The sequence below is a fragment of the Enemella evansiae genome, from assembly GCF_002250705.1.
GTDB classification, from domain to species: Bacteria; Actinomycetota; Actinomycetes; order Propionibacteriales; family Propionibacteriaceae; genus Enemella; species Enemella evansiae.
Map to the genome: position 1 here is coordinate 26,853 of NZ_NMVP01000011.1, position 19,856 is coordinate 46,708.

General features: G+C 70.5%; 19 protein-coding genes. 13 read left to right on the forward strand and 6 right to left on the reverse strand.

Annotation, left to right across the window (positions count from 1 at the left end; translation table 11 throughout):
* Positions 1-3 precede the first annotated feature (3 nt).
* The 7 genes from BI335_RS08460 to BI335_RS08490 all read left to right on the forward strand — a co-directional run bounded on the left by BI335_RS08460 (position 4) and on the right by BI335_RS08490 (position 8,224).
* On the forward strand, positions 4-738 hold the full coding sequence (locus tag BI335_RS08460; RefSeq protein ID WP_094430294.1) for a hypothetical protein: 735 nt from the start codon (positions 4-6) through the stop codon (positions 736-738).
* Positions 738-2,084, forward strand: coding sequence for a hypothetical protein (locus tag BI335_RS08465; RefSeq protein WP_094430296.1), 1,347 nt, complete (start codon positions 738-740; stop codon positions 2,082-2,084). The genes BI335_RS08460 and BI335_RS08465 overlap by 1 nt, the downstream gene beginning before the upstream one ends.
* Before the next feature lie 16 nt (positions 2,085-2,100).
* Positions 2,101-3,177: a hypothetical protein gene (locus tag BI335_RS08470; protein WP_094430298.1), complete on the forward strand. Its 1,077-nt coding sequence runs from the start codon at positions 2,101-2,103 to the stop codon at positions 3,175-3,177.
* A gap of 85 nt (positions 3,178-3,262) precedes the next feature.
* The gene (gene mtrA / locus BI335_RS08475) at positions 3,263-3,961 is read left to right on the forward strand and encodes an MtrAB system response regulator MtrA (RefSeq protein ID WP_267489557.1); all 699 of its coding nucleotides are present in this window, start codon (positions 3,263-3,265) and stop codon (positions 3,959-3,961) included.
* Between the two features lie 22 nt (positions 3,962-3,983).
* On the forward strand, positions 3,984-5,648 hold the full coding sequence (gene mtrB / locus BI335_RS08480; RefSeq protein ID WP_267489860.1) for an MtrAB system histidine kinase MtrB: 1,665 nt from the start codon (positions 3,984-3,986) through the stop codon (positions 5,646-5,648).
* Complete coding sequence (locus tag BI335_RS08485) at positions 5,645-7,408, forward strand: LpqB family beta-propeller domain-containing protein (protein ID WP_094403722.1); 1,764 nt, start codon at positions 5,645-5,647, stop codon at positions 7,406-7,408. Before mtrB ends, BI335_RS08485 begins: the two co-directional genes overlap by 4 nt.
* Positions 7,409-7,477: 69 nt before the next feature.
* Positions 7,478-8,224, forward strand: coding sequence for a ComF family protein (locus tag BI335_RS08490; protein WP_229119503.1), 747 nt, complete (start codon positions 7,478-7,480; stop codon positions 8,222-8,224).
* On the opposite strand, the gene BI335_RS08495 is transcribed toward BI335_RS08490, so the two are convergent.
* Genes BI335_RS08495 through BI335_RS08505 form a run of 3 tightly spaced genes read right to left on the reverse strand, consistent with a single transcriptional unit; the run spans position 8,191 to position 11,623 of the window.
* Positions 8,191-9,876: a [protein-PII] uridylyltransferase family protein gene (locus BI335_RS08495; RefSeq protein ID WP_094430300.1), complete on the reverse strand. Its 1,686-nt coding sequence runs from the start codon at positions 9,874-9,876 to the stop codon at positions 8,191-8,193. The genes BI335_RS08490 and BI335_RS08495 overlap by 34 nt on opposite strands.
* Positions 9,876-10,214 carry a P-II family nitrogen regulator gene (locus tag BI335_RS08500; protein WP_094355500.1) on the reverse strand — a complete coding sequence of 113 codons (339 nt, stop codon included), beginning with the start codon at positions 10,212-10,214 and terminating at the stop codon, positions 9,876-9,878. The genes BI335_RS08495 and BI335_RS08500 overlap by 1 nt, the downstream gene beginning before the upstream one ends.
* Positions 10,211-11,623, reverse strand: coding sequence for an ammonium transporter (locus tag BI335_RS08505; protein WP_094430337.1), 1,413 nt, complete (start codon positions 11,621-11,623; stop codon positions 10,211-10,213). Before BI335_RS08505 ends, BI335_RS08500 begins: the two co-directional genes overlap by 4 nt.
* A gap of 274 nt (positions 11,624-11,897) precedes the next feature.
* Here BI335_RS08505 and hpf point away from each other — a divergent pair, with 274 nt between their 5' ends.
* Together hpf and BI335_RS08515 are read left to right on the forward strand one after the other, a co-directional pair.
* Positions 11,898-12,539 carry a ribosome hibernation-promoting factor, HPF/YfiA family gene (hpf, locus tag BI335_RS08510; RefSeq protein WP_094355498.1) on the forward strand — a complete coding sequence of 214 codons (642 nt, stop codon included), beginning with the start codon at positions 11,898-11,900 and terminating at the stop codon, positions 12,537-12,539.
* An 83-nt stretch (positions 12,540-12,622) separates the two neighbouring features.
* Positions 12,623-13,762, forward strand: coding sequence for an aminotransferase class V-fold PLP-dependent enzyme (locus BI335_RS08515; RefSeq protein ID WP_094430302.1), 1,140 nt, complete (start codon positions 12,623-12,625; stop codon positions 13,760-13,762).
* A gap of 46 nt (positions 13,763-13,808) precedes the next feature.
* Here the strand turns inward: BI335_RS08515 and BI335_RS08520 are convergent, their stop codons facing one another.
* Both BI335_RS08520 and BI335_RS08525 read right to left on the reverse strand, forming a co-directional pair.
* Positions 13,809-14,327, reverse strand: a complete 519-nt coding sequence (locus BI335_RS08520; protein ID WP_172421795.1) for a DUF3558 family protein — start codon at positions 14,325-14,327, stop codon at positions 13,809-13,811.
* A 51-nt stretch (positions 14,328-14,378) separates the two neighbouring features.
* A complete protein-coding gene (locus tag BI335_RS08525) occupies positions 14,379-14,963 on the reverse strand; it encodes a DJ-1/PfpI family protein (RefSeq protein ID WP_094430306.1) in 585 nt (194 codons plus the stop codon).
* Between the two features lie 57 nt (positions 14,964-15,020).
* Between BI335_RS08525 and BI335_RS08530 the strand changes: the two genes are divergently transcribed.
* The 4 genes from BI335_RS08530 to BI335_RS08545 all read left to right on the forward strand — a co-directional run bounded on the left by BI335_RS08530 (position 15,021) and on the right by BI335_RS08545 (position 19,423).
* Positions 15,021-16,067, forward strand: coding sequence for a winged helix-turn-helix domain-containing protein (locus BI335_RS08530; RefSeq protein WP_229119504.1), 1,047 nt, complete (start codon positions 15,021-15,023; stop codon positions 16,065-16,067).
* 167 nt (positions 16,068-16,234) lie between these two features.
* Positions 16,235-16,750 (forward strand): GNAT family N-acetyltransferase, encoded by a 516-nt coding sequence (locus BI335_RS08535; RefSeq protein ID WP_094430308.1) that lies wholly within the window; start codon positions 16,235-16,237, stop codon positions 16,748-16,750.
* Between the two features lie 41 nt (positions 16,751-16,791).
* Positions 16,792-17,268, forward strand: coding sequence for a hypothetical protein (locus BI335_RS08540; RefSeq protein WP_094355493.1), 477 nt, complete (start codon positions 16,792-16,794; stop codon positions 17,266-17,268).
* Positions 17,269-17,422: 154 nt separating this feature from the next.
* Positions 17,423-19,423 (forward strand): heavy metal translocating P-type ATPase, encoded by a 2,001-nt coding sequence (locus BI335_RS08545; RefSeq protein ID WP_094430311.1) that lies wholly within the window; start codon positions 17,423-17,425, stop codon positions 19,421-19,423.
* Here the strand turns inward: BI335_RS08545 and BI335_RS08550 are convergent.
* The gene (locus tag BI335_RS08550) at positions 19,420-19,734 is read right to left on the reverse strand and encodes an ArsR/SmtB family transcription factor (protein ID WP_094405276.1); all 315 of its coding nucleotides are present in this window, start codon (positions 19,732-19,734) and stop codon (positions 19,420-19,422) included. The genes BI335_RS08545 and BI335_RS08550 overlap by 4 nt on opposite strands.
* Positions 19,735-19,856 lie beyond the last annotated feature (122 nt).

Here is a 19,856-nt window from a genome sequence, read left to right on the forward strand (position 1 = left end):
CCCATGACCGACTGGAATCTTGACGACGACGATGGCGCCTGGGACGGCCTCGGCGCGCCCGGTCCGGAGCCCGAGGAGCAGACCGACGACTGGCCCGGCGAGCTGACCAGCGACCCGAGCGGCGCGGTCCGGGTGGGTGTCGACGAGGATCATCGGGTGGTCCGCGTGGTGATCTCCAACAACTGGCGCAACAAGGTGAAGCCGGATCTGGCCGCGGCGGTGCACGGTGCCGCCCGGGTCGCGACCGAGCCGCTCAGCCTGGGCGCCATCGACACCCCGAGCTTCAACCTCCTCGCGGGTCGGCGACCACAGCCGCAGGGCACCGTCCTCGATCACCCGATGAGCCAGTACGAGGTGAACCAGCTGCTCGAGAAAACCCTGCAGGCGTTCGAGAAGCAGGACCGGTTGGCGCAGCGCGATGACGTGCGCCCGCGCGAGTACCGCTACGAACCGGCGGTCGGGCAGAGCGACAACGAGAAGGTCTCGGTGCAACTGGACCTGCAGATGCGGCCGGAGAAGGTGACCATCGACGAGCAGTGGGCGTCCGGGGCCCGGGTGGAACGGATCGTGACCGCCCTGCACCAGGCCTTCGCCCGGGCGTACGAGAACTGGCGCGAGCCGGTGGTGATCAAGGGCGAATACGACGAACTGCAGGACGAGGTGCTCGACCTGCGCAAGCGGACCCTGCGGCCGGTACTGATCGCGGGTGGCTGGATCTCCGAGGGCGAGGAGCTGTGATGAACGACCGGATGACCTATCGCGCGGGAAACACCTCGATCTCCGCCGGTCAGGAGGACACCGACGAGGACCTCGACATCTATGAGGCCCTGATCGACCCCAACGGGGGCGACGGCAAGGGCGGCAAGGGTGGCAAGGGCGGCGCCCCGATGATGATGCCGCCCGGCATGATGGGCGGTGGCGCGGGCTCCGGCGGCGGCGCCGGTGCGGGCGCGGGTGGCCTCGGTGCCGGCAAGGCCGGGCTGGGTGCCTCCGGCATCGGCGGCGGCAGCATCGGCCCCGGTGGCTCGGGGTCCGGCGGGTTGAAGGCGGACGCGATGGGTACGCCCGGTGGCGGCACCAGCGCGGCGGGCCTGGGTGGCGGCAGCGGTTCGGGGGTCCGCGGGGACCTCGACGGCGACGGCATTCCCGACGACCTGAACGGCGATGGGATCCCCGATCGGGATCAGCCCGGGCTGAACGGCCTCGGCACCGACGGGCTCGGCTCGAGTCGGCTCGGTTCCGGCCCGGGCGGGCTCGGATCGGGCGGCTTGGACGGGCTCGGTTCGAACGGGTTGAGCAGCGACCGCTCCGGCCTGCCCGACCTCGGTCGCGACCGCGGCCTGGGGTTGGACGGCACCAGGACCCCCGGCTTCGAAAGCAGTCGCAATCCCAGCCTGGACAGCAATCTGGACCGCAACGGGCTGGACCCGAACGGCATCGATCGCAACGGCCTGGACCGGAACGGGCTCGATCGGAACGGGCTGGACCCGAACGGTCTCGGTCCCAATGGTCTGGACCCCAACAAGCTGGATCCGAACAAGCTGGACCCCAACAAGCTGGATCCGAACAAGCTGGACCCCAACAAGCTGGATCCGAACAAGCTGGATCCGAACAAGCTGGACCCCAACAAGCTGGACCCCAACAAGCTCGGCCCCAACGACCTGGGCCCCAACGGCCCGGGCGCGCCCACGACACCGGAGATGCCCGGCGGGCCCGGATCGCCGTCGCTCGGCAGCCCGAGCGGCCCGGGTGGGCCGGGTGGTCCCGGTCAGGGGGCGGTCGACATGAAGGTGAGCCTGGAGCAGCTTCGGGCAGACGCCAAGCTCTGGCAGGAGTTCGCCGAGTCGTTCAAGCGGATCGGCAGGACCCTTGAGCAGGTCGAGCTCACCGAGGCCGACTTCGGCTACGCCAAGAAGATGGCGGACGGTTACAACGATGTCCAGGACAAGGTCGATGCCTGGGTCGCCGACAGCGAGAAGACGTTCACCGATGTCGCCGACCGGCTCGAGAAGACCGCCAAGAAGTACGAGGGCCAGGAGCAGGACAACTCCGATCAGGCCAAGAAGACCGGCGCCAAGAAGTGACTGAGGAGCAGACATCGTGACCACGGGTGAGCAGGCCTCGTTTCCCATCGAGAACTGGGAGGGCGCCGGGAAGTACATCGCCGATGAGTTGAAGAAGGCGATGGACAAGGCCGGTACGAACGCCGATCAGGACAAGCAGGACCTTCAGGACTCCGAGCTGATGAAGACCTGGAAAGACCAGAACGGTGGCTTCGGAGGATTCATGAGTGAGGTCGGCGACACCCTCTTCGGAGAGAGCGCCGACTACGACGCCCGCAAGTTCGACGCCAGCCTGGACAACCAGAGCTGGACCACCACCGAGAAGTGCACCTTCGACCAGCTGCCGGGCAAGTGGGATCAGTATCTGCTGGACCTGCGCAACTACCAGACAAAGTGCTGGAACGAGCTCGTCGCCTACTGGAACCAGAACTACCTCTACCAGCTCAACTCGCCGAAAACCCTGTGGGACAAGGCCGAGCTGTGGAAGTCGGTGAAGACCACCGAGATGGACAATCTGCTCACCGACATCGGCAAGATGCAGCTGCAGAACAGCTGGACCGGCCCCGGGGCGACGGCGTACGGCAACGCCATCGGTGTGCAGACCGAGGCCTTCGCCAAGATCACCGAGCTGGTGCAGGCCTCCGGCGGTGCCCTCAACGACGGTTCCACCGGGCTGCAGCGGTTCTACCTGAGCGTCGCCCAGTGCGCGATCCAGATGCAGAACGAGCTGGAGATGAACCAGCCGCCCAACAAGGAGGACATGGGCTATCGCACCCGGGTGGCGATCTCGGTGTTCATGAACTGCAAGGACTACTTCCAGAACGAGCTCCAGGAGGGCATCCGCACCTGGTCCACCCAGGTCAACGACGGGGTCAAGAAGCTCAAGGACGGGATCGCCAACGAGCGTCCGTTCACGAGCCAGAAGTGGCCCGAGATCGGCGATCTGAGCGATATGAAGCCCGGTCCGAGCGGGATGCCGGGCATGCCGCCGACCCCGACCGGCCCCGGCCCGAGCACGACCACTCCGGATCTGGAGACCGAGATGCCCGTGACCCCGGACGGGTACGACGCGACCGAGATGGACAATGCCGCCTACGGGGAGTCCAAGCTCTGATCGAACCGCCCCGGCGCGGGTCCCGGGCAGGTTCGTAATCGGTGTCTAGGATTACCGCAACGAACCAGCCCGGAGGTGTGCACAGGTGTCCGAAACGAAGTCCCAGGGACGCATCCTCGTCGTCGACGACGATGCCGCCCTCGCCGAGATGCTGCAGATCGTGCTGCGGCAGGAGGGCTTCGAGACCGTCTGGGTCGCCCAGGGTGATGCGGCGCTGGACGCCTTCCACGAATCCCGGCCGGACCTGGTGCTGCTCGACCTGATGCTGCCCGGTCGGGACGGGGTGGAGATCTGCACCGACATCCGCGCCGAATCCGGCGTACCGATCGTGATGCTGACCGCCCGCTCGGACACCACCGACGTGGTCGCCGGCCTGGAGGCCGGCGCCGACGACTACGTCGCGAAACCGTTCAAGGCCAAGGAGCTGATCGCCCGGATCCGGACCCGGCTGCGTCGGCTGCCCGACGATTCCGACACCGACACGCTGCGGATCGGGGATCTGACGATCTCGGTCGCCGGGCACTCGGTGAAGCGGGACCAGACCTCGATCCCGCTCACCCCGCTGGAGTTCGACCTGCTGCTCGCCCTGGCCCGCCGGCCCAAGCAGGTGTTCAGCCGGGAGACCCTGCTGGAGCAGGTCTGGGGCTATCGGCACGCGGCCGACACCCGGTTGGTGAACGTGCACGTGCAGCGGCTGCGTTCGAAGGTCGAGCTGGACCCCGAGCACCCGAAGATCGTGGTGACCGTCCGTGGCATCGGTTACAAGGCGGGCGAGCTTGGTTGAGGGCCCCCACGCGGCAACGCGTGTGGGGCGATTCCTCTCGATCCCGGTGCGGGTCTGGTGGGGGTCGCTGCCGCTGCGAGTGGTCGGTACCACCCTGCTCGCCTCCGCGATCGTGCTGCTGCTGGGCGGCTGGCTGTTGATGCAGCAGGCCACCGACGGCGTACTCGCCGGCAAACGGCAGACCGCGCTGGCCGAAGCCTCGGTGGCGGTGGAGACCGCCCAGCGCCAGCTCCGGGCCGCCGACCTGTCCACCGGGTCGATCAACGACCTGCTCACCCAGCTGGCCTTCGAGATGGCCAGCCGTGGCAACCTGTCGGGGCAGTACCAGGTGATCGTCCAGGGCCCGGTCTCCGACATCCGCTCCGGCCGGGTGCTGCCCGATTCGGTACCGGCCGAGCTGCGCAGCACCGTCGCGCGCGAGGGCGGCGCCGGGCAGCTGTGGATCACCCCGACCGAGGTGCACTACGCCGATGGCCGCCCGCCCGAGCCGGGGCTGGCCGTCGGCGCCACCGTGGAGACCTCGGTCTCCTCGCGCTACCCGATCTATCTGATCTTCCCGCTGACCCAGGAGCGGCAGACCCTGGACGTGCTGCAGCGGGCCGCGATCACCACCGGCGGGCTGCTGACGATCCTGCTGGCGATCATCGCCGCCCTGGTCTCGCGGCAGGTGGTCGCCCCGATCCGCGGCGCCCGGTTGCAGGCCGAGCAGATCGCCTCGGGCCACCTGGAGGACCGGATGACCGTCCGCGGCACCGACGACCTGGCCTCGTTGGCCACCTCGATGAACAACATGGCCGGTGAGCTGCAGGGCCAGATCACCCAGCTGGAGGAGCTGTCCCGGGTGCAGCAGCGCTTCGTCTCCGACGTCTCGCACGAGTTGCGTACGCCGCTGACGACCGTGCGGATGGCGGCCGAGGTGCTGCACGATGGCAAGGACGACTTCGCCCCGCTGGAGAAACGTTCCGCCGAACTGCTGCAGGACGAGCTGGACCGCTTCGAGGAACTCCTCGGCGACCTGCTGGAGATCTCCCGCTTCGACGCCGGTGCGGCGGAACTGTCCATCCAGACCGAGGACCTGCTCGAGGTGGTCAACGCCGAGGTCGCCGCCCAGCGCGCCTTCGCCGAACGCAACGGGATCGAGCTGCGGGTGCAGGGCAGCGACCCGGGGGCGGTGGAGATGGACGTGCGCCGGGTCCGCCGGATCCTGCGCAACCTGCTCAGCAACGCCATCGAGCACGGTGAGGCCCGGCCGATCGACATCCTCGTCGCCGGGGACGACAAGGCGGTCGCCGTCGCGGTCCGCGACCACGGCGTCGGCTTCGAGGCCAGCCAGGTGAAGCAGGTCTTCCACCGCTTCTGGCGCGCCGACCCGGCCCGCAACCGGACCGTCGGCGGGACCGGACTGGGGCTGTCGATCTCGATGGAGGATGCCCGGTTGCACGGTGGCTGGCTGAACGCCTGGGGCCGGCCCGGGCAGGGCGCCCAGTTCCGGCTGACGCTGCCGCGACGCGCGGGTGAGGTGCTGGAGATCTCCCCGCTGCCGGTGATCCCGCGGGACCTGCTGGAATCCGCGCAGCGACTGGCCGCGGAACGGCTCGCCGCCCTGCCGCCCACCCTGCAACCGCGGCAGGCCGCCTCGACGCCGGCGACCCGTCCCGGGCCGGGCACCCCGGAGGGGGAGTCGTGACCGGGCGTACGCCGGCCGCGCCGCTGGCCATGCTGGTGCTGCTGCTCAGCCTGCTGCTCGGCGGCTGCGTCAGCCTGCCGGTGAAGGGCCCGGTGCAGGCCGGCGCCGGGCCCAGCCAGGCACCGGACGTCTCGGTCGAGGTCGCCCCCGAGGCGCCGCAACCGGGTGCCTCCCCGCGGACCATCGCCGAGGGCTTCCTGCAGGCGATGGCCAGTTACCAGCAGGGCTATCCGGTGGCGCGGCAGTACCTCGCCTCCAGCGTGCGGGACAGTTGGCGGCCCGAGGACGGGGTGACCGTGTACGCCGACGGTTACGGTGTCACCTCCGGTCCCGAATCGGCGCTGCTGCAGGCCCCGCAGGTCGGCCAGGTCGGCCCCGACGGCGCCTTCAGCCACGGCGAGGGCACGCTGCGCCACGACTTCGGCATGGTGCGCGATGTGGACGGCGAATGGCGGATCTCCCATCCGCCGCAGGGTCTGCTGATCTCGCAGTACCTGTTCGGCAAGTTCTATCAGCAGGCCTCGGTCTACTTCTTCGACCCGAGCTGGCGCACCCTGGTCCCCGATCCGGTGTTCCTGCCGCGCGGCAACCAGACCCCGACCGCGCTGCTGCAGGCCCTGCTGCGCGGCCCGACAGACTGGCTGAAACCGGCCGTCGTCACCGCCGTACCGACCCAGGCCAAGCTGAACGTGCAGGCCGCCTACGTGGACTCCCTCGGCGTGGTGGAGATCTCCCTCAACGACGCGGTGCAGGGACTCGCCGAGGACCAGCGCTCGCGGGTCGCCGCCCAGATCGCCTGGACGCTGGGGCAGGTGTCCGGGGTCTCCGGGGTCCGGTTGACCGTCAACGGGGCACCCTGGTCGGTCCGGGAGCAGAACCAGGCCGGGGTGATCCCGATCAGCGCCTACGGCAGTCTCGATCCGGTGCCGCCGGCCAGCCAGTCGACCCTGCTCGGTGCGACCGCCGATGGGGTGGTCACGATCTCCGACGGATCGAGCCCGGCCACCCTGGCCCCGGTCGCGGGACCGCTGGGGCGTACCGGGGGAGTGTCGGGGATGGCCGCCACCCCGACCGGTGACCGGATCGCGGTGATCACCGGCAACGGCACCGACCTGCTCGTCGGGCAGTCCAACGACACCCCGCTGGAGCCGCTGGTCAGCAACGGCCAGGGCCTGCTGCGGCCGCAGTACCTGCCCGGCCGGGAACTCGAGCTGTGGACGATCCTCGACGGACCACTGGGCCAGCAGGCCTGGGTGCGGATCGGGTCGGCGGTGCAGCGGGTCGCGCTGAGCGGTTTCGACGGCACCCGGGTGACGGCCTTCCGGGTGTCACCCGACGGCACCCGGATGGCGGTGATCCGCGTCCGCGACGGGATCTCCGAGCTGGGGCTGGTCCGGGTCAACCGCGCCCAGCCCGAGCTGACCATCGACGGCTGGCGCACGGTCCCGCTCAGCGACGAGGCCAACCCCGGCCCGCGCCGGCTGCTGGACGTCGCCTGGCAGGACGCGTCGACGCTGCTCGTGCTCGGCTCCGAGGACGACAAGAAACCGGTCAAGCCCTATCGGGTCGACCAGTCGGCGGCCGAGCTCACCGAGATCGGGCAGCCCGACAACTGGCAGGCGACCAGCCTGGCCGTGGCGCCGCGACGGGTCGGTACCCGGGCCGTGGTGGTCGGGCGCACCGGTGCCTGGCGTTACGAGGACGACTACCGCTGGCCGCTGCTGACCCGCGACGTGCTGGTGGCCGCCTACACCGGCTGAGAGTTCAGCCCTCGGCGAACAGCGCGCCCGCAGGTGCACGATTCCGGGGGGTGCGCACCATGGTGCGGCATGGATGCCCTGGTGAACGCCGCGGCCGACCTGCTGCTGGGCGCCCGCTGCCCGGGGTGCGGTACGCCCGGATGGCGGGTCTGTGCCGACTGCCGGGCCGCGCTGGCGAGCGCGCCGGTCGGCTTCGCGCGCCGCGATCCCAGCCCGCCCGGTTATCCGCCGACGGTGGCCGGTGCCGACTACGACGACCGCGTGCAGGGCCTGGTCACCGGGTTCAAGGAGCGCGGGGTACGCGCGGCGGCCCCACTGCTCGGGCAACGGCTCGGGCTGGCGGTGGCCCGGTTGCTGGCGGCCCGCGGCGCACCCGGGCAGGCGTACGTGCTGGTGCCGATCCCCTCCACACCCGCGGTGGTCCGCGAACGCGGCCTGGACTGCACCGGTCTGCTGGCCCGGCTGGCGGCCGCCGAGGTGCGCCACCTGGCCGGTCTGCGGGTGCCGGTGCGGCGCGGGTTGCGGCAGACCGCGGTGGTCCGCGATCAGGCCGGCCTGCATGCCCGGGAGCGCTGGGCCAACCTGTCCGGGGCGCTGACCGCGGTACCGGCCCGGCTCACCGCCCGGCCCCAGACCACCGCCCCGGTGGTGGTGATCATCGACGACGTCACCACCACCGGCGCCACCCTGGCCGAGGCGCACCGTGCCCTGCGGGCCGCCGGCGTACCGGTCCTCGGTGCCGCCGTCGCCGCAGCCACCATCCGCAGGACCCCGCCACCGGGTCACCCGGCGGCGGGCTCCCGGTCCGCCCGCTGACGTTCCAGCAGCGCGAGGGTGCGGGCGGTCAGATCGCGCGCCAGGGCGGCCCGGCCGCTGGTCCAGGTGCGTGGCCCGGCGGCCCGCGAGTCGGCCTCGGTGAGCGCGGCGAGCAGCTTCAGCGTCTCCGGATCGTCGTGGACCCGGCGGCCCAGCTCGGCGGCCGTCGCGGGATCGGTGGTGTCCTCACCGGTGGCCAGCGCCATCAGCGTCAGATGTTCGGCGACCAGCAGCGTGAGCTGGTCGGCGTCGGCGTCCGGCAGGCCGAGATCGGCGGTGATCCTGCGGACCAGCGCGGCCCCCACCTCCGCATGGTCACCGGCGCCGGGACGTTTGCCGATGTCGTGCAGCAGCGCCGCCAGCAGCAGCAGGTCCGGGCGCTGCACCCGGCCGACCAGGTGCTGCGCCTCCAGCACGGTGGCCAGGCTGTGCCGGTCGACGGTGTGCCGGTGCAGCGGATTGCGCTGTGGCCGGTCACGGATCCCGGCCCAGTCCGGCAGCCAGCCGTCGACCACCCCGGCCAGATCGAGGGTGTTCCAGGTGTGCAGCAGACCGGGGCCGGCGAGCAGCTCGCCGAACAGCTCCCGGGCCGGTGGCGACCAGGGCGTCGCCGGCGCCGGCAGCGCGGCCAGGTTGCGCGCGGTGACCGGCGCCAGCGGCAGATCCCGGGACGCGGACAGGGCCGCTGCCCGCAGCGGCACGAGTTCGTCGGCATCCGGTGGCCCGCCGCGTACCGGGCCGAGCACCAGCTCACCGTCGTGGGCGTACAAGCCCGGATGCAACGGGGTCAGCTCCGGGCGCCGCGGACCGCGGCGCGCCAACCGGGCCCGCTGTGACTGGCTGGCCCGCCGCAGCGTCGCATCGGCGGCGGCACTGATCCGGCGGGCCGCGTGACCGACCCGGGTGAGCAGCTCGTCGGCGTCCCCGAGCCCGAGCCGCTCCGCCACCTCGTCCTGGTCGTTCAGGGTGAGCAGGTTCCGGGGCCGCCCGGTGACCTGCTGCAGGGCGTCGCGGACGTCGAGCAGGAAGGTGTACGCCGCATCGACCGCGCCGTGTGGTCGGTCGGCCAGCCAGGAGCCGGTCAGCGCCCGCAGGATCGACATGTCCCGCAGACCCCCCTTGGCCTCCTTCAGATCCGGTTCCAGCAACTGGGCCAGCTCACCGGAGAGCTCGTGCCGGGCGGTGATCTGCTGCACCAGTTCCGGAAGCCGCTTGCGGGCATTGGCGCGCCAGTCCTCGGCGAGCTGGCGGACCGCGCGGCGGACCAGATCGGCATCCCCGGCGACCGGGGCCAGCTCGAGCAGGGCACCGGCCACATTGAGATCGGCCGCCGCGACCTGGCGGCACTGCTTGATCGAGCGGACCGCGTGATCCAGGGCGTTCCCCGAATCCCAGATCGGATACCAGATCCCGTCGGCGATGGCCGCGACCCGGCCCGGATCGACACCCGGGGCGTGCAGCACGATCAGGTCCAGGTCGCTCCGCGGCCCCGGTTCGCGCCGGGCCAGCGACCCGGTGCAGGCCAGCGCGACGCCCTCGGCGGGTGCGTCCGCGCCGGCCCACAACCCGGCCAGCCAGTCGGCGGTACGCCGGCTGCGGTCCGCCCGCTCCCGGATGCCGATCTCGGGGTCGGGCAGTGCGTCGCCGGGCATCACAGGGCGGCGGTGCCGCGCTCCGCGGTGCGTACCCGGACCACCTCGTCGACCGGGATCGACCAGACCTTGCCGTCGCCGATCTTGCCGGTCCGGGCCTGCTTGACGATCAGGCTGATCACGCTGTCGGCGTCGGTGTCATCGACGAGCACCTCCAGGCGTACCTTCGGCACGAAGTCGACCTCGTACTCGGCGCCGCGGTAGACCTCGCTGTGCCCGCGCTGGCGGCCGTAACCGGACGCCTCGGAGACGGTCATGCCGGAGATCCCGAACGATTCCAGGGCCTGCTTGACCCCCTCCAGCTGATGCGGCTTGATGATCGCGGTGATGAGCTTCACTTCGCGGCCTCCTTCGGTGTGGGGGTGGATTCGGAGTCGTCGTCAGCGGCGGGCGCGGGCTCCGGCGGGGGAGCCGAGGCCATCGCGTGGGCCAGGGCGCCGCGGCCCAGCCGGCCGCCCAGCGGGTTCAGGTCGTAACCGGTCTCGGCATGTTCGGCCTGGTCGATGCCCTCGGACTCGGCATCGGCGCTGACCCGTAGGCCCATGATCGCCTTGAGCGCCATCGCGATCAGCAGGCTGACCACGAAGGAGTAGATCAGCACCGCGACCGCGCCGACGGCCTGCCGCCACAGCTGGTCCAGCCCGCCGCCGTAGAACAGCCCGTTGACCCGGTCGGCCTCATCGCTGCCGACCTGCACCGAAGCGGTGGCGAAGAAGCCGACCAGCAGGGTGCCGACCAGACCGCCGACCAGGTGCACGCCGACCACGTCGAGGGAGTCGTCCAGGCCGAAGCGGAACTTCAGCCCGACCGCCAGGGCACAGGCCACGCCGGCGATCACACCGATGGCGAGCGCACCGACGATGTCGACGCTGGCGCAGGCCGGGGTGATCGCGACCAGGCCGGCGACCACGCCGGAGGCCGCGCCCAGCGAGGTCGGGTGACCGTCGCGGATCTTCTCGGTGATCAGCCAGCCGAGCATGGCGGCGGCGGTGGCGGCCAGGGTGTTCACCCAGGCGACCGCGGCGGTGCCGTTGGCGCCCAGCGCGGAGCCGGCGTTGAAGCCGAACCAACCGAACCAGAGCACACCGGCACCGAGCATCACCAGGGTCAGGTTGTGCGGGCGCATCGGGTCCTTGCCGAAACCGGCCCGCTTGCCCAGCACCAGGGCCAGGGCCAGCGCCGCGGCACCGGCGTTGATGTGGATGGCGGTCCCGCCGGCGAAGTCGATCGCCTTGATCTGGTTGGCGATCCAGCCGCCCACGACCGCACCGTCGTCGGAACTGAACGCGAACACCCAGTGCGCGGCCGGGAAGTAGACCAGGATCGCCCACACGATCGAGAAGGCCAGCCAGGCGCCGAACTTCATCCGGTCGGCGACGGCACCGGAGATCAGCGCCACCGCGATGATCGCGAAGGCCGACTGGAATCCGACGAACGCCAGGGCCGGGATCAGATGCCCCTCCGACCCGGTGGTCGCCTCCGCGAGCCCCTTCAACCCGAGGAACTCGAACGGGTTGCCGATCAGGCCGAGGCCGCCGACGGAGTTGCCGAAGGCCATCGAGTAGCCGAAGAGGACCCAGGTCACGCCGATGGTGCCCATCGTGACCACGCTCATCATGATCATGTTGAGCACACTCTTGGCGCGGACCATGCCGCCGTAGAAGAACGCGAGACCGGGAGTCATCAACAGCACCAGGGCGGCACTGATCAGGACCCAGGCGGTGTCGCCGGTGTTGATGTCTGTCATGGCGACCACTCTCATCGGTCGCTGTTTCGTCGGAGTTGTCGCAGTGTTACGACCGCGTAAGTGACTGGGCGGCGATGTTTCGGGGGTGTTTCAGCGATCGCCGGGCGGCGCCTCACGTCGTGGGAATCACCAGGTGAACCTCTGGTAAACGGTCGGTGCGAGCGCTACGTTGGGCACATGGCACCGAGGCGCCACATCGACCCGCAACACGGGATCGGGGTGGGCGCTCACGGTGCCATTCCTGTCTGAGGACAGCGTCTACAAGGAGGTTGCAATGGACGTTTCGGTGACCGGCCGACACTGCCACATTTCGGACGATTTCCGCACGCACGTCATCGATCGGATGACCAGCATCGAGAAGCTCTCCGAGAAGGTCATCCGCGTCGAGGTGCAGGTCTCGGCGTACGGCAACAAGCGGCAACCGGAGGAATCCGCCCGGGTCGAGATCACGCTCCGCGGCAAGGGCCCGGTGGTCCGCGCGGAAGCCCAGGCACAGGAGAAGCTGGCTGCCTTCGAGCAGGCCCTCGACCGATTGCGATCCCAGTTGCGCAAGGCGGCCGACCGCAAGAAGGTGCATCGCGGCAACCACGCCCCCAAGTCGCTGCGCGAGGCGACCGCGCTGCTGCCCGAGCAGTTCTCGATGAACGGCAGCAGCCCCGAGGAGGAGTCCGACACCCACACGGTCGCCGGCATCCAGGTGACCGGTGACGGACCCTTGGTGGTCCGGGAGAAGGAGCACCGCACCGAACCGATGACCCTGGAACGGGCCCTCGATGAGATGGAACTGGTCGGCCACGACTTCTTCCTCTTCGTCGACGCCGCCAGCGGCAAACCGAGCGTCGTCTATCGCCGCAAGGCCTACGACTACGGCGTGATCCGCCTCGATCTCAGCGACGCGGTGGTACCGACCGCCTGAGTGCGAGCCGGCCGGGGGCGTACGCCGAGGACCGGCGTACGCCCCCGCAAGCCGGTGCGCGCCGCGGGGCTAGGGTGGCCCGCATGGATCTGCCCCGTGCCGACATCGACCCCGACGGCCTGCTGGAGTATTCGGTCGTCTTCACCGATCGCTCCCTGAACCACATGTCCGCGCGCTTCGTCGCGGCCTTCCAGGATCTGATCCGGATCCTTGCCGACACCTACCACGCGGCGGCGGTCGCGGTGGTCCCCGGCGGCGGGTCCTTCGGGATGGAGGCGATCGCGCGCCAGTTCGCCGGCGGGCGCCGGGTTCTGGTGCTGCGCAACGGATTCTTCTCCTATCGCTGGTCGCAGATCATCGATGCCGGCCGGCTCACCGAGGACCACCGGGTGCTCGCGGCGCGGCCGGTCTCCGATGAACCGCAGGCGGGTTTCGCACCGGCACCGATCGAGGAGGTCGAGCAGGCGATCGCTGCGCAGCGTCCCGAGGTGGTCTTCGCCCCGCATGTGGAGACCGCATCGGGGATCCTGCTCGATGACGACTATCTGCGCCGGGTCGCCGAGGCCACCCACGCGGTCGGCGGCCTGTTCGTGCTGGACTGCGTGGCCTCCGGGCCGCTGTGGGTGGACATGACCGCCATCGGGGTCGACATCCTGCTGTCCGCGCCGCAGAAGGGCTGGTCGGGTACGCCGTGCGCGGGCTATGTGATGTTCTCCGAGCGCGCCCGGGCGGCGATCGAGGACACCACCAGCAGCAGCTTCGCCGGCGACCTGAAGAAATGGCTGGCGATCGCCGAGGGGTATGAGCAGGGCCGGGCCGGCTACCACGCGACGATGCCGACCGATTCCCTGCTGCACAACGTCGAGGTGATGAAGGAGTCGCTGCGGGTCGGGCTCGACGAGCTCACCGCCCGGCAACGCGAGCTGGGGGAGAACGTACGCGGGCTGCTGACCGCGCGCGGCTTCCGCTCGGTCGCCGCCCAGGGATGGCAGTCACCGACCGTGGTCGTGGTGCACACCGATGATCCCGAGCTGGCGTCGGCGGCGAAGTTCAAACAGGCCGGGGTGCAGGCCGCGGCCGGCGTACCGCTGATGATCGACGAACCGGCCGATTACCAGGCCTTCCGGCTGGGGTTGTTCGGCCTGGACAAGTGGGCCGATGTGGACGGCACCGTCGACCGGCTCGCCACCGCGTTGGACCGGCTCGGGATCAAGGCGGGTTGAGCCGCGGTTCAGCGGCGGCGCCCGGGCAGGGGGCCGCGGGACCGACTCATCGGGCGAGCAGCCCGGCGATCTGGTTCATCAGCTGGCGGTTGGCCTCATCGCTGGTGCCGGGGTAGCTGCTCAGCTGCGCCCGGTACTGGCCACCGGTCCACACCCAGCCGGTGGCACTGCCGGGTTCGTAGTAGATCTGCGCCGGCACGCCCGAGGGGACGATCTCCGCGCCCGAGGACTCGCGATAGCTGGCCATGAAGCGGTTCTGGTTGTCCGGATCGTCCCTGGCGATCGAGACCGAGACCGTACCCCGGCCCTCCCACTGGCAGCCGTTGTCGCCGATCGGCCGATGCGTCACCGTCGGCCGCCCGCCACCGGCGCTCTCCAGTGCCGCCGCGACCTGGTCGTCGGTCAGCAGCTCACAGGCCGTCGAGACCGTGGCCACGCGCGCGTCGGTCGCGGGTGCCGGGGTCGGATCACCGCCCGAGCCGGAGGATCCACCGGTGCAACCGGCGAGTGCCGCCGCGGCCGTGCCGGCGAGCAGGAATGCGAACGTCTTCGATGGTGCACCCACGGTCTTTCCCCCGATTTCGCAGTGGGCCGATGGGCGGATGCTAACAGCGCGTCAGCTGAATGCGGCGTACCACTCGTCGATCGCGTCCGCGGGCAGGCCGAGGCGGCGGAAGACCTCCCGGGTGAACTCGAGCGCGTGCGCGCCGGAGGCGGTGATGATGTCGCCGCTGCCGACCGCGCCCACATCGGCCAGGTAGCGGTTGTCACCGCGATAGTCGATTCCCTCGAACTCGGCGGGGTCGTTGCCGGTGTGCGGGACCTCGTCGAGCAGACCCTCCCGGGCCATCGCCGGCACCGCGCCGCAGATCCCGGCAACCGCGTTGCCGCGCTGCAGCACCTGATCGGCCAGCGCGAACACCTCGGCGTGCGGCTGGTCCCAGTCCATCCCACCGGGCAGCACCAGCATCGCCACCTCATCGGGATCCAGTTCGGCCAGGCTGATCTGCGGGGTGACGGTCAGCCCACCCAGGCTGCGGACCGGTGCGGTGTCGGCACCCGCGACCACGACCGGCGGCACGGTGAACCCGTCGGCGGCGAACATCCCCAGGCAGCCGACGACATAGCCGTATTCCCAGTCGGCCATCGTCTGGTGTGCGTAGAGAACCAAGGACTGCTGCGCGGATGCCGAATCGGTCATGCCCGGGAGTCTAGGGGTGGCGACCCGCTGTCGGCAGCGCCATTTAGGCTCGGGCGGGTGACCACGATCAGCCCAGCCGCCGCCCGCCGGATCGCCATCGCGGCCCAGGGGCTGGCGACCCCCCGCCCGCAGCAGGTGACGATGCGGCAGGTGCAGCAGGTGATCAGCCGGCTCGGCCAGTTCCAGATCGACTCGATCAACGTCGTCGCCCGGGCGCATCAGTTCCCGCTCTACTCCCGGCTGGGGGCCTACGACACCGACCTGCTGGCCCGCGCCACCCATCGCCCGCCGCGCCGGCTCTTCGAATACTGGGGGCACGCCGCGAGCCTGGTCGACGTCACCCTGCAACCGGCGCTGCGGTTCCGGATGGAGCGGGCCGCCGAGGAGGCCTGGGGCCGGATCCGGCGGATGCAGGCCGAACAGCCCGGGCTGGTCGAACGGGTGTACGCCGAGGTCGCCGACGCGCGCCGACCGATCACCGCCCGCGAGATCGAACACGTGGAGGAGCGCCGCCGCGACCACTGGGGCTGGAACTGGTCGGAGGTGAAGACCGCGCTGGAGTGGCTGTTCTGGTGCGGTCGGATCACCTCCGCGCACCGCAACAGCCAGTTCGAGCGGGCCTTCGCGCTGCCCGAGCGGGTGCTGCCGGCCGCGGTGGTCGAGGAGCCGACCCCCAGCGTCACCGAATCCCATCTGACCCTGGTGCGCCGGGCCGCGACCGCACTCGGCATCGGCACCATTTCCTGCCTGGCCGACTATTTCCGGCTGTCGGTGGCCGAGACGAAGGCGGCGGTGGCCGAGCTGGTGGCGGCCGGTGAACTGGAACCGGTGCAGGTGCCCGGCTGGGGTCCGGCATACCTGTGGCACCAGGCCCGCCGACCGCGCCGGGTCGAGGCACGGGCACTGCTCAGCCCCTTCGACTCGATGGTCTTCGAGCGACGCCGGCTGGCCGGGCTGTTCGGCTTCGACTACCGGATCGAGATCTATGTGCCGGCCGAGAAGCGGCGATACGGCTACTACGTGTACCCGTTCCTGCTCGGTGAGGAGTTCGTCGCCCGGGTCGATCTGAAGGCGGATCGCTCGGCCGGTGAACTGGTCGTCTAGTCCGCGTGGTCCGAGCCCGGCCAGAACGCACCGGTGGTGGCACGGGAGCTGGCGGCGGAGTTGGCGGAGCTGGCCGGCTGGTTGGGGTTGCCTGCGATCCGGGCGGTGCCGCGCGGCGATCTGGCCCCCGAGCTGCAGAAAGCCCTGCGGTGAAAGGAAATGCATCGATGCGTGAGCTGACCACCGAGCGATTGCGGTTGCGTGCCTTCACCGACGACGACCTCGATTTCGTGCACGAACTGCACACCCATCCCGGGGTCGCGCGGTTCATCCCGAAGCAGGTCGCCACCGATCGGGCCGCCGCGCTGGCGCAGACCCGGCGGTTCCAGACCCTGGCCGAGCATCCGGTGCACGGCTTCTACTGCGCCACCCTGCGCGCGGACGGTACGCCGGTCGCGATGATCATGTGCAAGCCGATCCCGGCCTCGGCCGGCGTACCACTCGATGATGTCGAGATCGGTTGGCGGCAGCATCCCGACCACGGTGGCCGCGGGTACGCCTCGGAGGCCGCGGCGGCGGTGCTGGCGCACGCACTGGCCTCGGGACTGCTGCGGGTGGTGGCGGTCACCGATCCGGAGAACACCTCCTCGATGCGGATCTGCGAACGGATCGGAATGACCCACCGCGGCCGGACCCGCGACTACTACGACGCGGAGTGCGAGCTCTTCGTCGCCGACCAATAGACTCTGCACCGTCCCAGGATCGACCGATCAGGAGGTACCCCATGGCCCGCAGCACCGACGACGAGTTCGACCCGACCGCCGACGACGTCTCCTTCGAGATCGAGGACACCGAGGACCTGGACGACCCGGATCAGGGCGACGAATACGACGGCATCGCGCCGGGCTCCGAGGGCGCATACGGCACCGGTGTCGAGGGTGCCGACCAGATCATGGAGGACGAGCGGGTCCGCGCCTCCGGCGATGAGATCAACGAATGGGCCGACTTCGGCGACGAGTTCGGCGAGGACGACTCCGCGGCCGCCGAGCAGGGCAACCGCGACCAGGACCAGATGATCTCCGAAGGCGACAGCCTGCGCGAGGTCGAACAGCTCAGCGGCGATGACTGGAACGTCGACGCGGTGGGGGACAGCGACGTACCGGCCGATGAGCGGCGGCTCGCCGAGGGCCGCGACGTCTACGGCGACGCGGCCGGTCTGGACGGCAGCGTCGACGGCGAGGACCCCCTGGCCGGTCGCTGATCCCGGTCGGCGCGCGGCCCCTGAACTTGTCAGGGACTATCCACAGTCCTGGTGCCGCGGACTGTGCGGTCGGCCGGAAGAGTTCTGCCGGATCGGATCGGATCCGGCAGCGCTCTATTGAAACATCACAACATCATGATATATCGTTCAAATCATGAACACCGAGACCGACGCCGGGCAGGCCCCGGCCGCAGCACAAGCGCCGCACGAGCACCGTGAGCTCGTCTTCGCGATCCTCGCCGGGGTCGCGTACTTCACCGGATTGATCCTCGAATACCTCGTCAAGGCCGACACCGCGGCCTGGCTCGCCTTCCTGGCGACCTACTTCTTCGGCGGCTTCTACACCATCCAGGAGGTGATCGCCTCGATCCGCAAGCGACGCTTCGAGGTCGACTTCCTGATGATCGTCGCCGCCATCGGTGCCGCCAGCATCGGCCGCTGGGCCGAGGGGGCGGTGCTGCTGTTCCTGTTCAGCCTCGGCCACGCCCTCGAGGAGGTCGCGATGGCCAAGGCACGAGCCTCGATCGAGGCGCTGGCCGCGATGATGCCGCGGGTCGCGCGGGTACGCCGGGACCAGGCGGTCGTCGAGGTCGCCGTCGACGACCTGGTACCGGGTGATGTCTGCGTGGTCCGCGGTGACGACCGGATCCCCGCCGACGGCATCGTGATCGCGGGTTCCACCGCGGTGGACCAGTCCTCGGTCACCGGGGAGAGCATCCCGGTGGACAAGGTCGCCGTCACCGACCGGGCCCGCGCCCAGCAGGCGCCCGACACCGTCGGCCCGGAGAGCACCGTCTTCTCCGGCACGGTCAACGGCTCCGGTGGGATCGACGTGCTCGTCACCCGCCGCGCCGAGGACTCCACCCTGGCCCGGCTGGTCCAGCTCGTCCGCGAGGCCGAATCCTCGAAATCGCCCACCCAGCGCTTCCTGGACCGATTCCAGCGCTGGTACATCCCCGCGGTGCTGCTGCTGGTGATCACCGTCTTCCTGGTCGGCGCCTTCGTGCTCGACCGCGGGTTCTCACCCAGCTTCTATCTGGCCATGGTGGTGCTGGTCGCCGGCAGCCCCTGCGCGCTCGCCATCGCGACCCCCAGTGCGATCCTGGCCGGCGTCGCCCGCGCCGCCCGCGCCGGCGTCCTGGTCAAGGGCGGCGGCCCGCTGGAGAACCTCGGCCGGATCCAGGTCGCCTACTTCGACAAGACCGGCACCCTGACCTGGGGCCGTCCCCGGGTCACCGACATCCGCACCGCACCGGGCGTCAGCGAGGCCGAACTGCGGCGCACGGCGTACGCCGTCGAACGGCTCAGCGGTCACCCGCTGGCCGCCGCGGTGGTCCGCGACCTGCGACCCGAGGACGCCGACTCGCTGCCCGAGGCCACCGATGTCGAGTCGGTGACCGGGCTGGGCGTCCGGGCCCGTTTCGAAGGTCAGGAGGTGCAGGTCGGCAGCCCCCGGATGTGGGCGGAACTGCCGCCCGCGGTCGGCGCGATGGTCGACCAGCTGCAGGCCGACGGGCGCACCATCATGATCGTCGGCACCCCCGAGAAGATCCTCGGCGTGGTCGGCCTGATGGACCCGCCGCGGGCCGAATCGGCGCCGATGGTCAACTCGCTGCGCGACGCCGGGGTCGAGCAGATCGTGATGCTCTCCGGTGACCACCAGCAGGTGGCCTCGGCGGTCGGCCGGGATGTCGGCGCCGACGAGGTCCGCGGCGGTCTGATGCCCGAGGACAAGGTCGGTGCGGTGGCCACCACGACCCGCGCCGGTACCCGGTCGGCGATGATCGGCGACGGGGTGAACGACGCCCCCGCGATGGCCAACTCCACCGTCGGGATCGCGATGGGTGCCGCCGGATCCCCGGTGGCGCTGGAGACCGCCGAGGTGGCGCTGATGTCGGACGACATCGGCCGGTTGCCGTTCATCGTCCGGTTGTCCCGGCAGACCAGCCGGATCATCCGGATCAACCTGATCTTCAGCCTGGTGGTGGTGATCGGCCTGGTCACCCTGTCCCTGCTCGGCCTGGGCATCGGGCCGGCGGTGCTGGTCCACGAGGGCTCGACGATCGTGGTCGTGCTGATCGCGCTCACCCTGCTGCGCTTCCAGGTCGGCCGGGAGCACGAGGGCATCGAGCACGAGGCGGAACCCCGATCCTAGGATCCGTCGACCTCCACGTGGCCCATGTGCTCGATCGCCTGATCGAGGAACTGGGCCACGTGGGCGTCCAGCAGCCGGTAGCTGACGGTCCGGCCGTCCCGGTCGCCGGCGACCAGCTTCACGTGCCGCAGCACCCGCAGGTGGTTGGAGACCGTGCTCTGCCCGACGCCGAGCTCGGCGGTCAGCTCACCGACCGTGTGTGGGCCGTGCCGCAGCAGCGCCAGCACCCGGAGCCGGACCGGGGAGGCGATTCCTTGCAGCACCTCGGCCAGCGCGTCGGCCTCGGCCTCGGTCAGGGGCGGGTGCGCCACGGTCGTCTCCGTTCGGCAGGCAAGGTGGGGCGAGCCCGGTAAGGATACCGATCTGCACGGTTGGCCTCGACCCCCTACGATGGGGAAGGCTGCCGCCACTGTGCGGCGTACGAACACCAGCG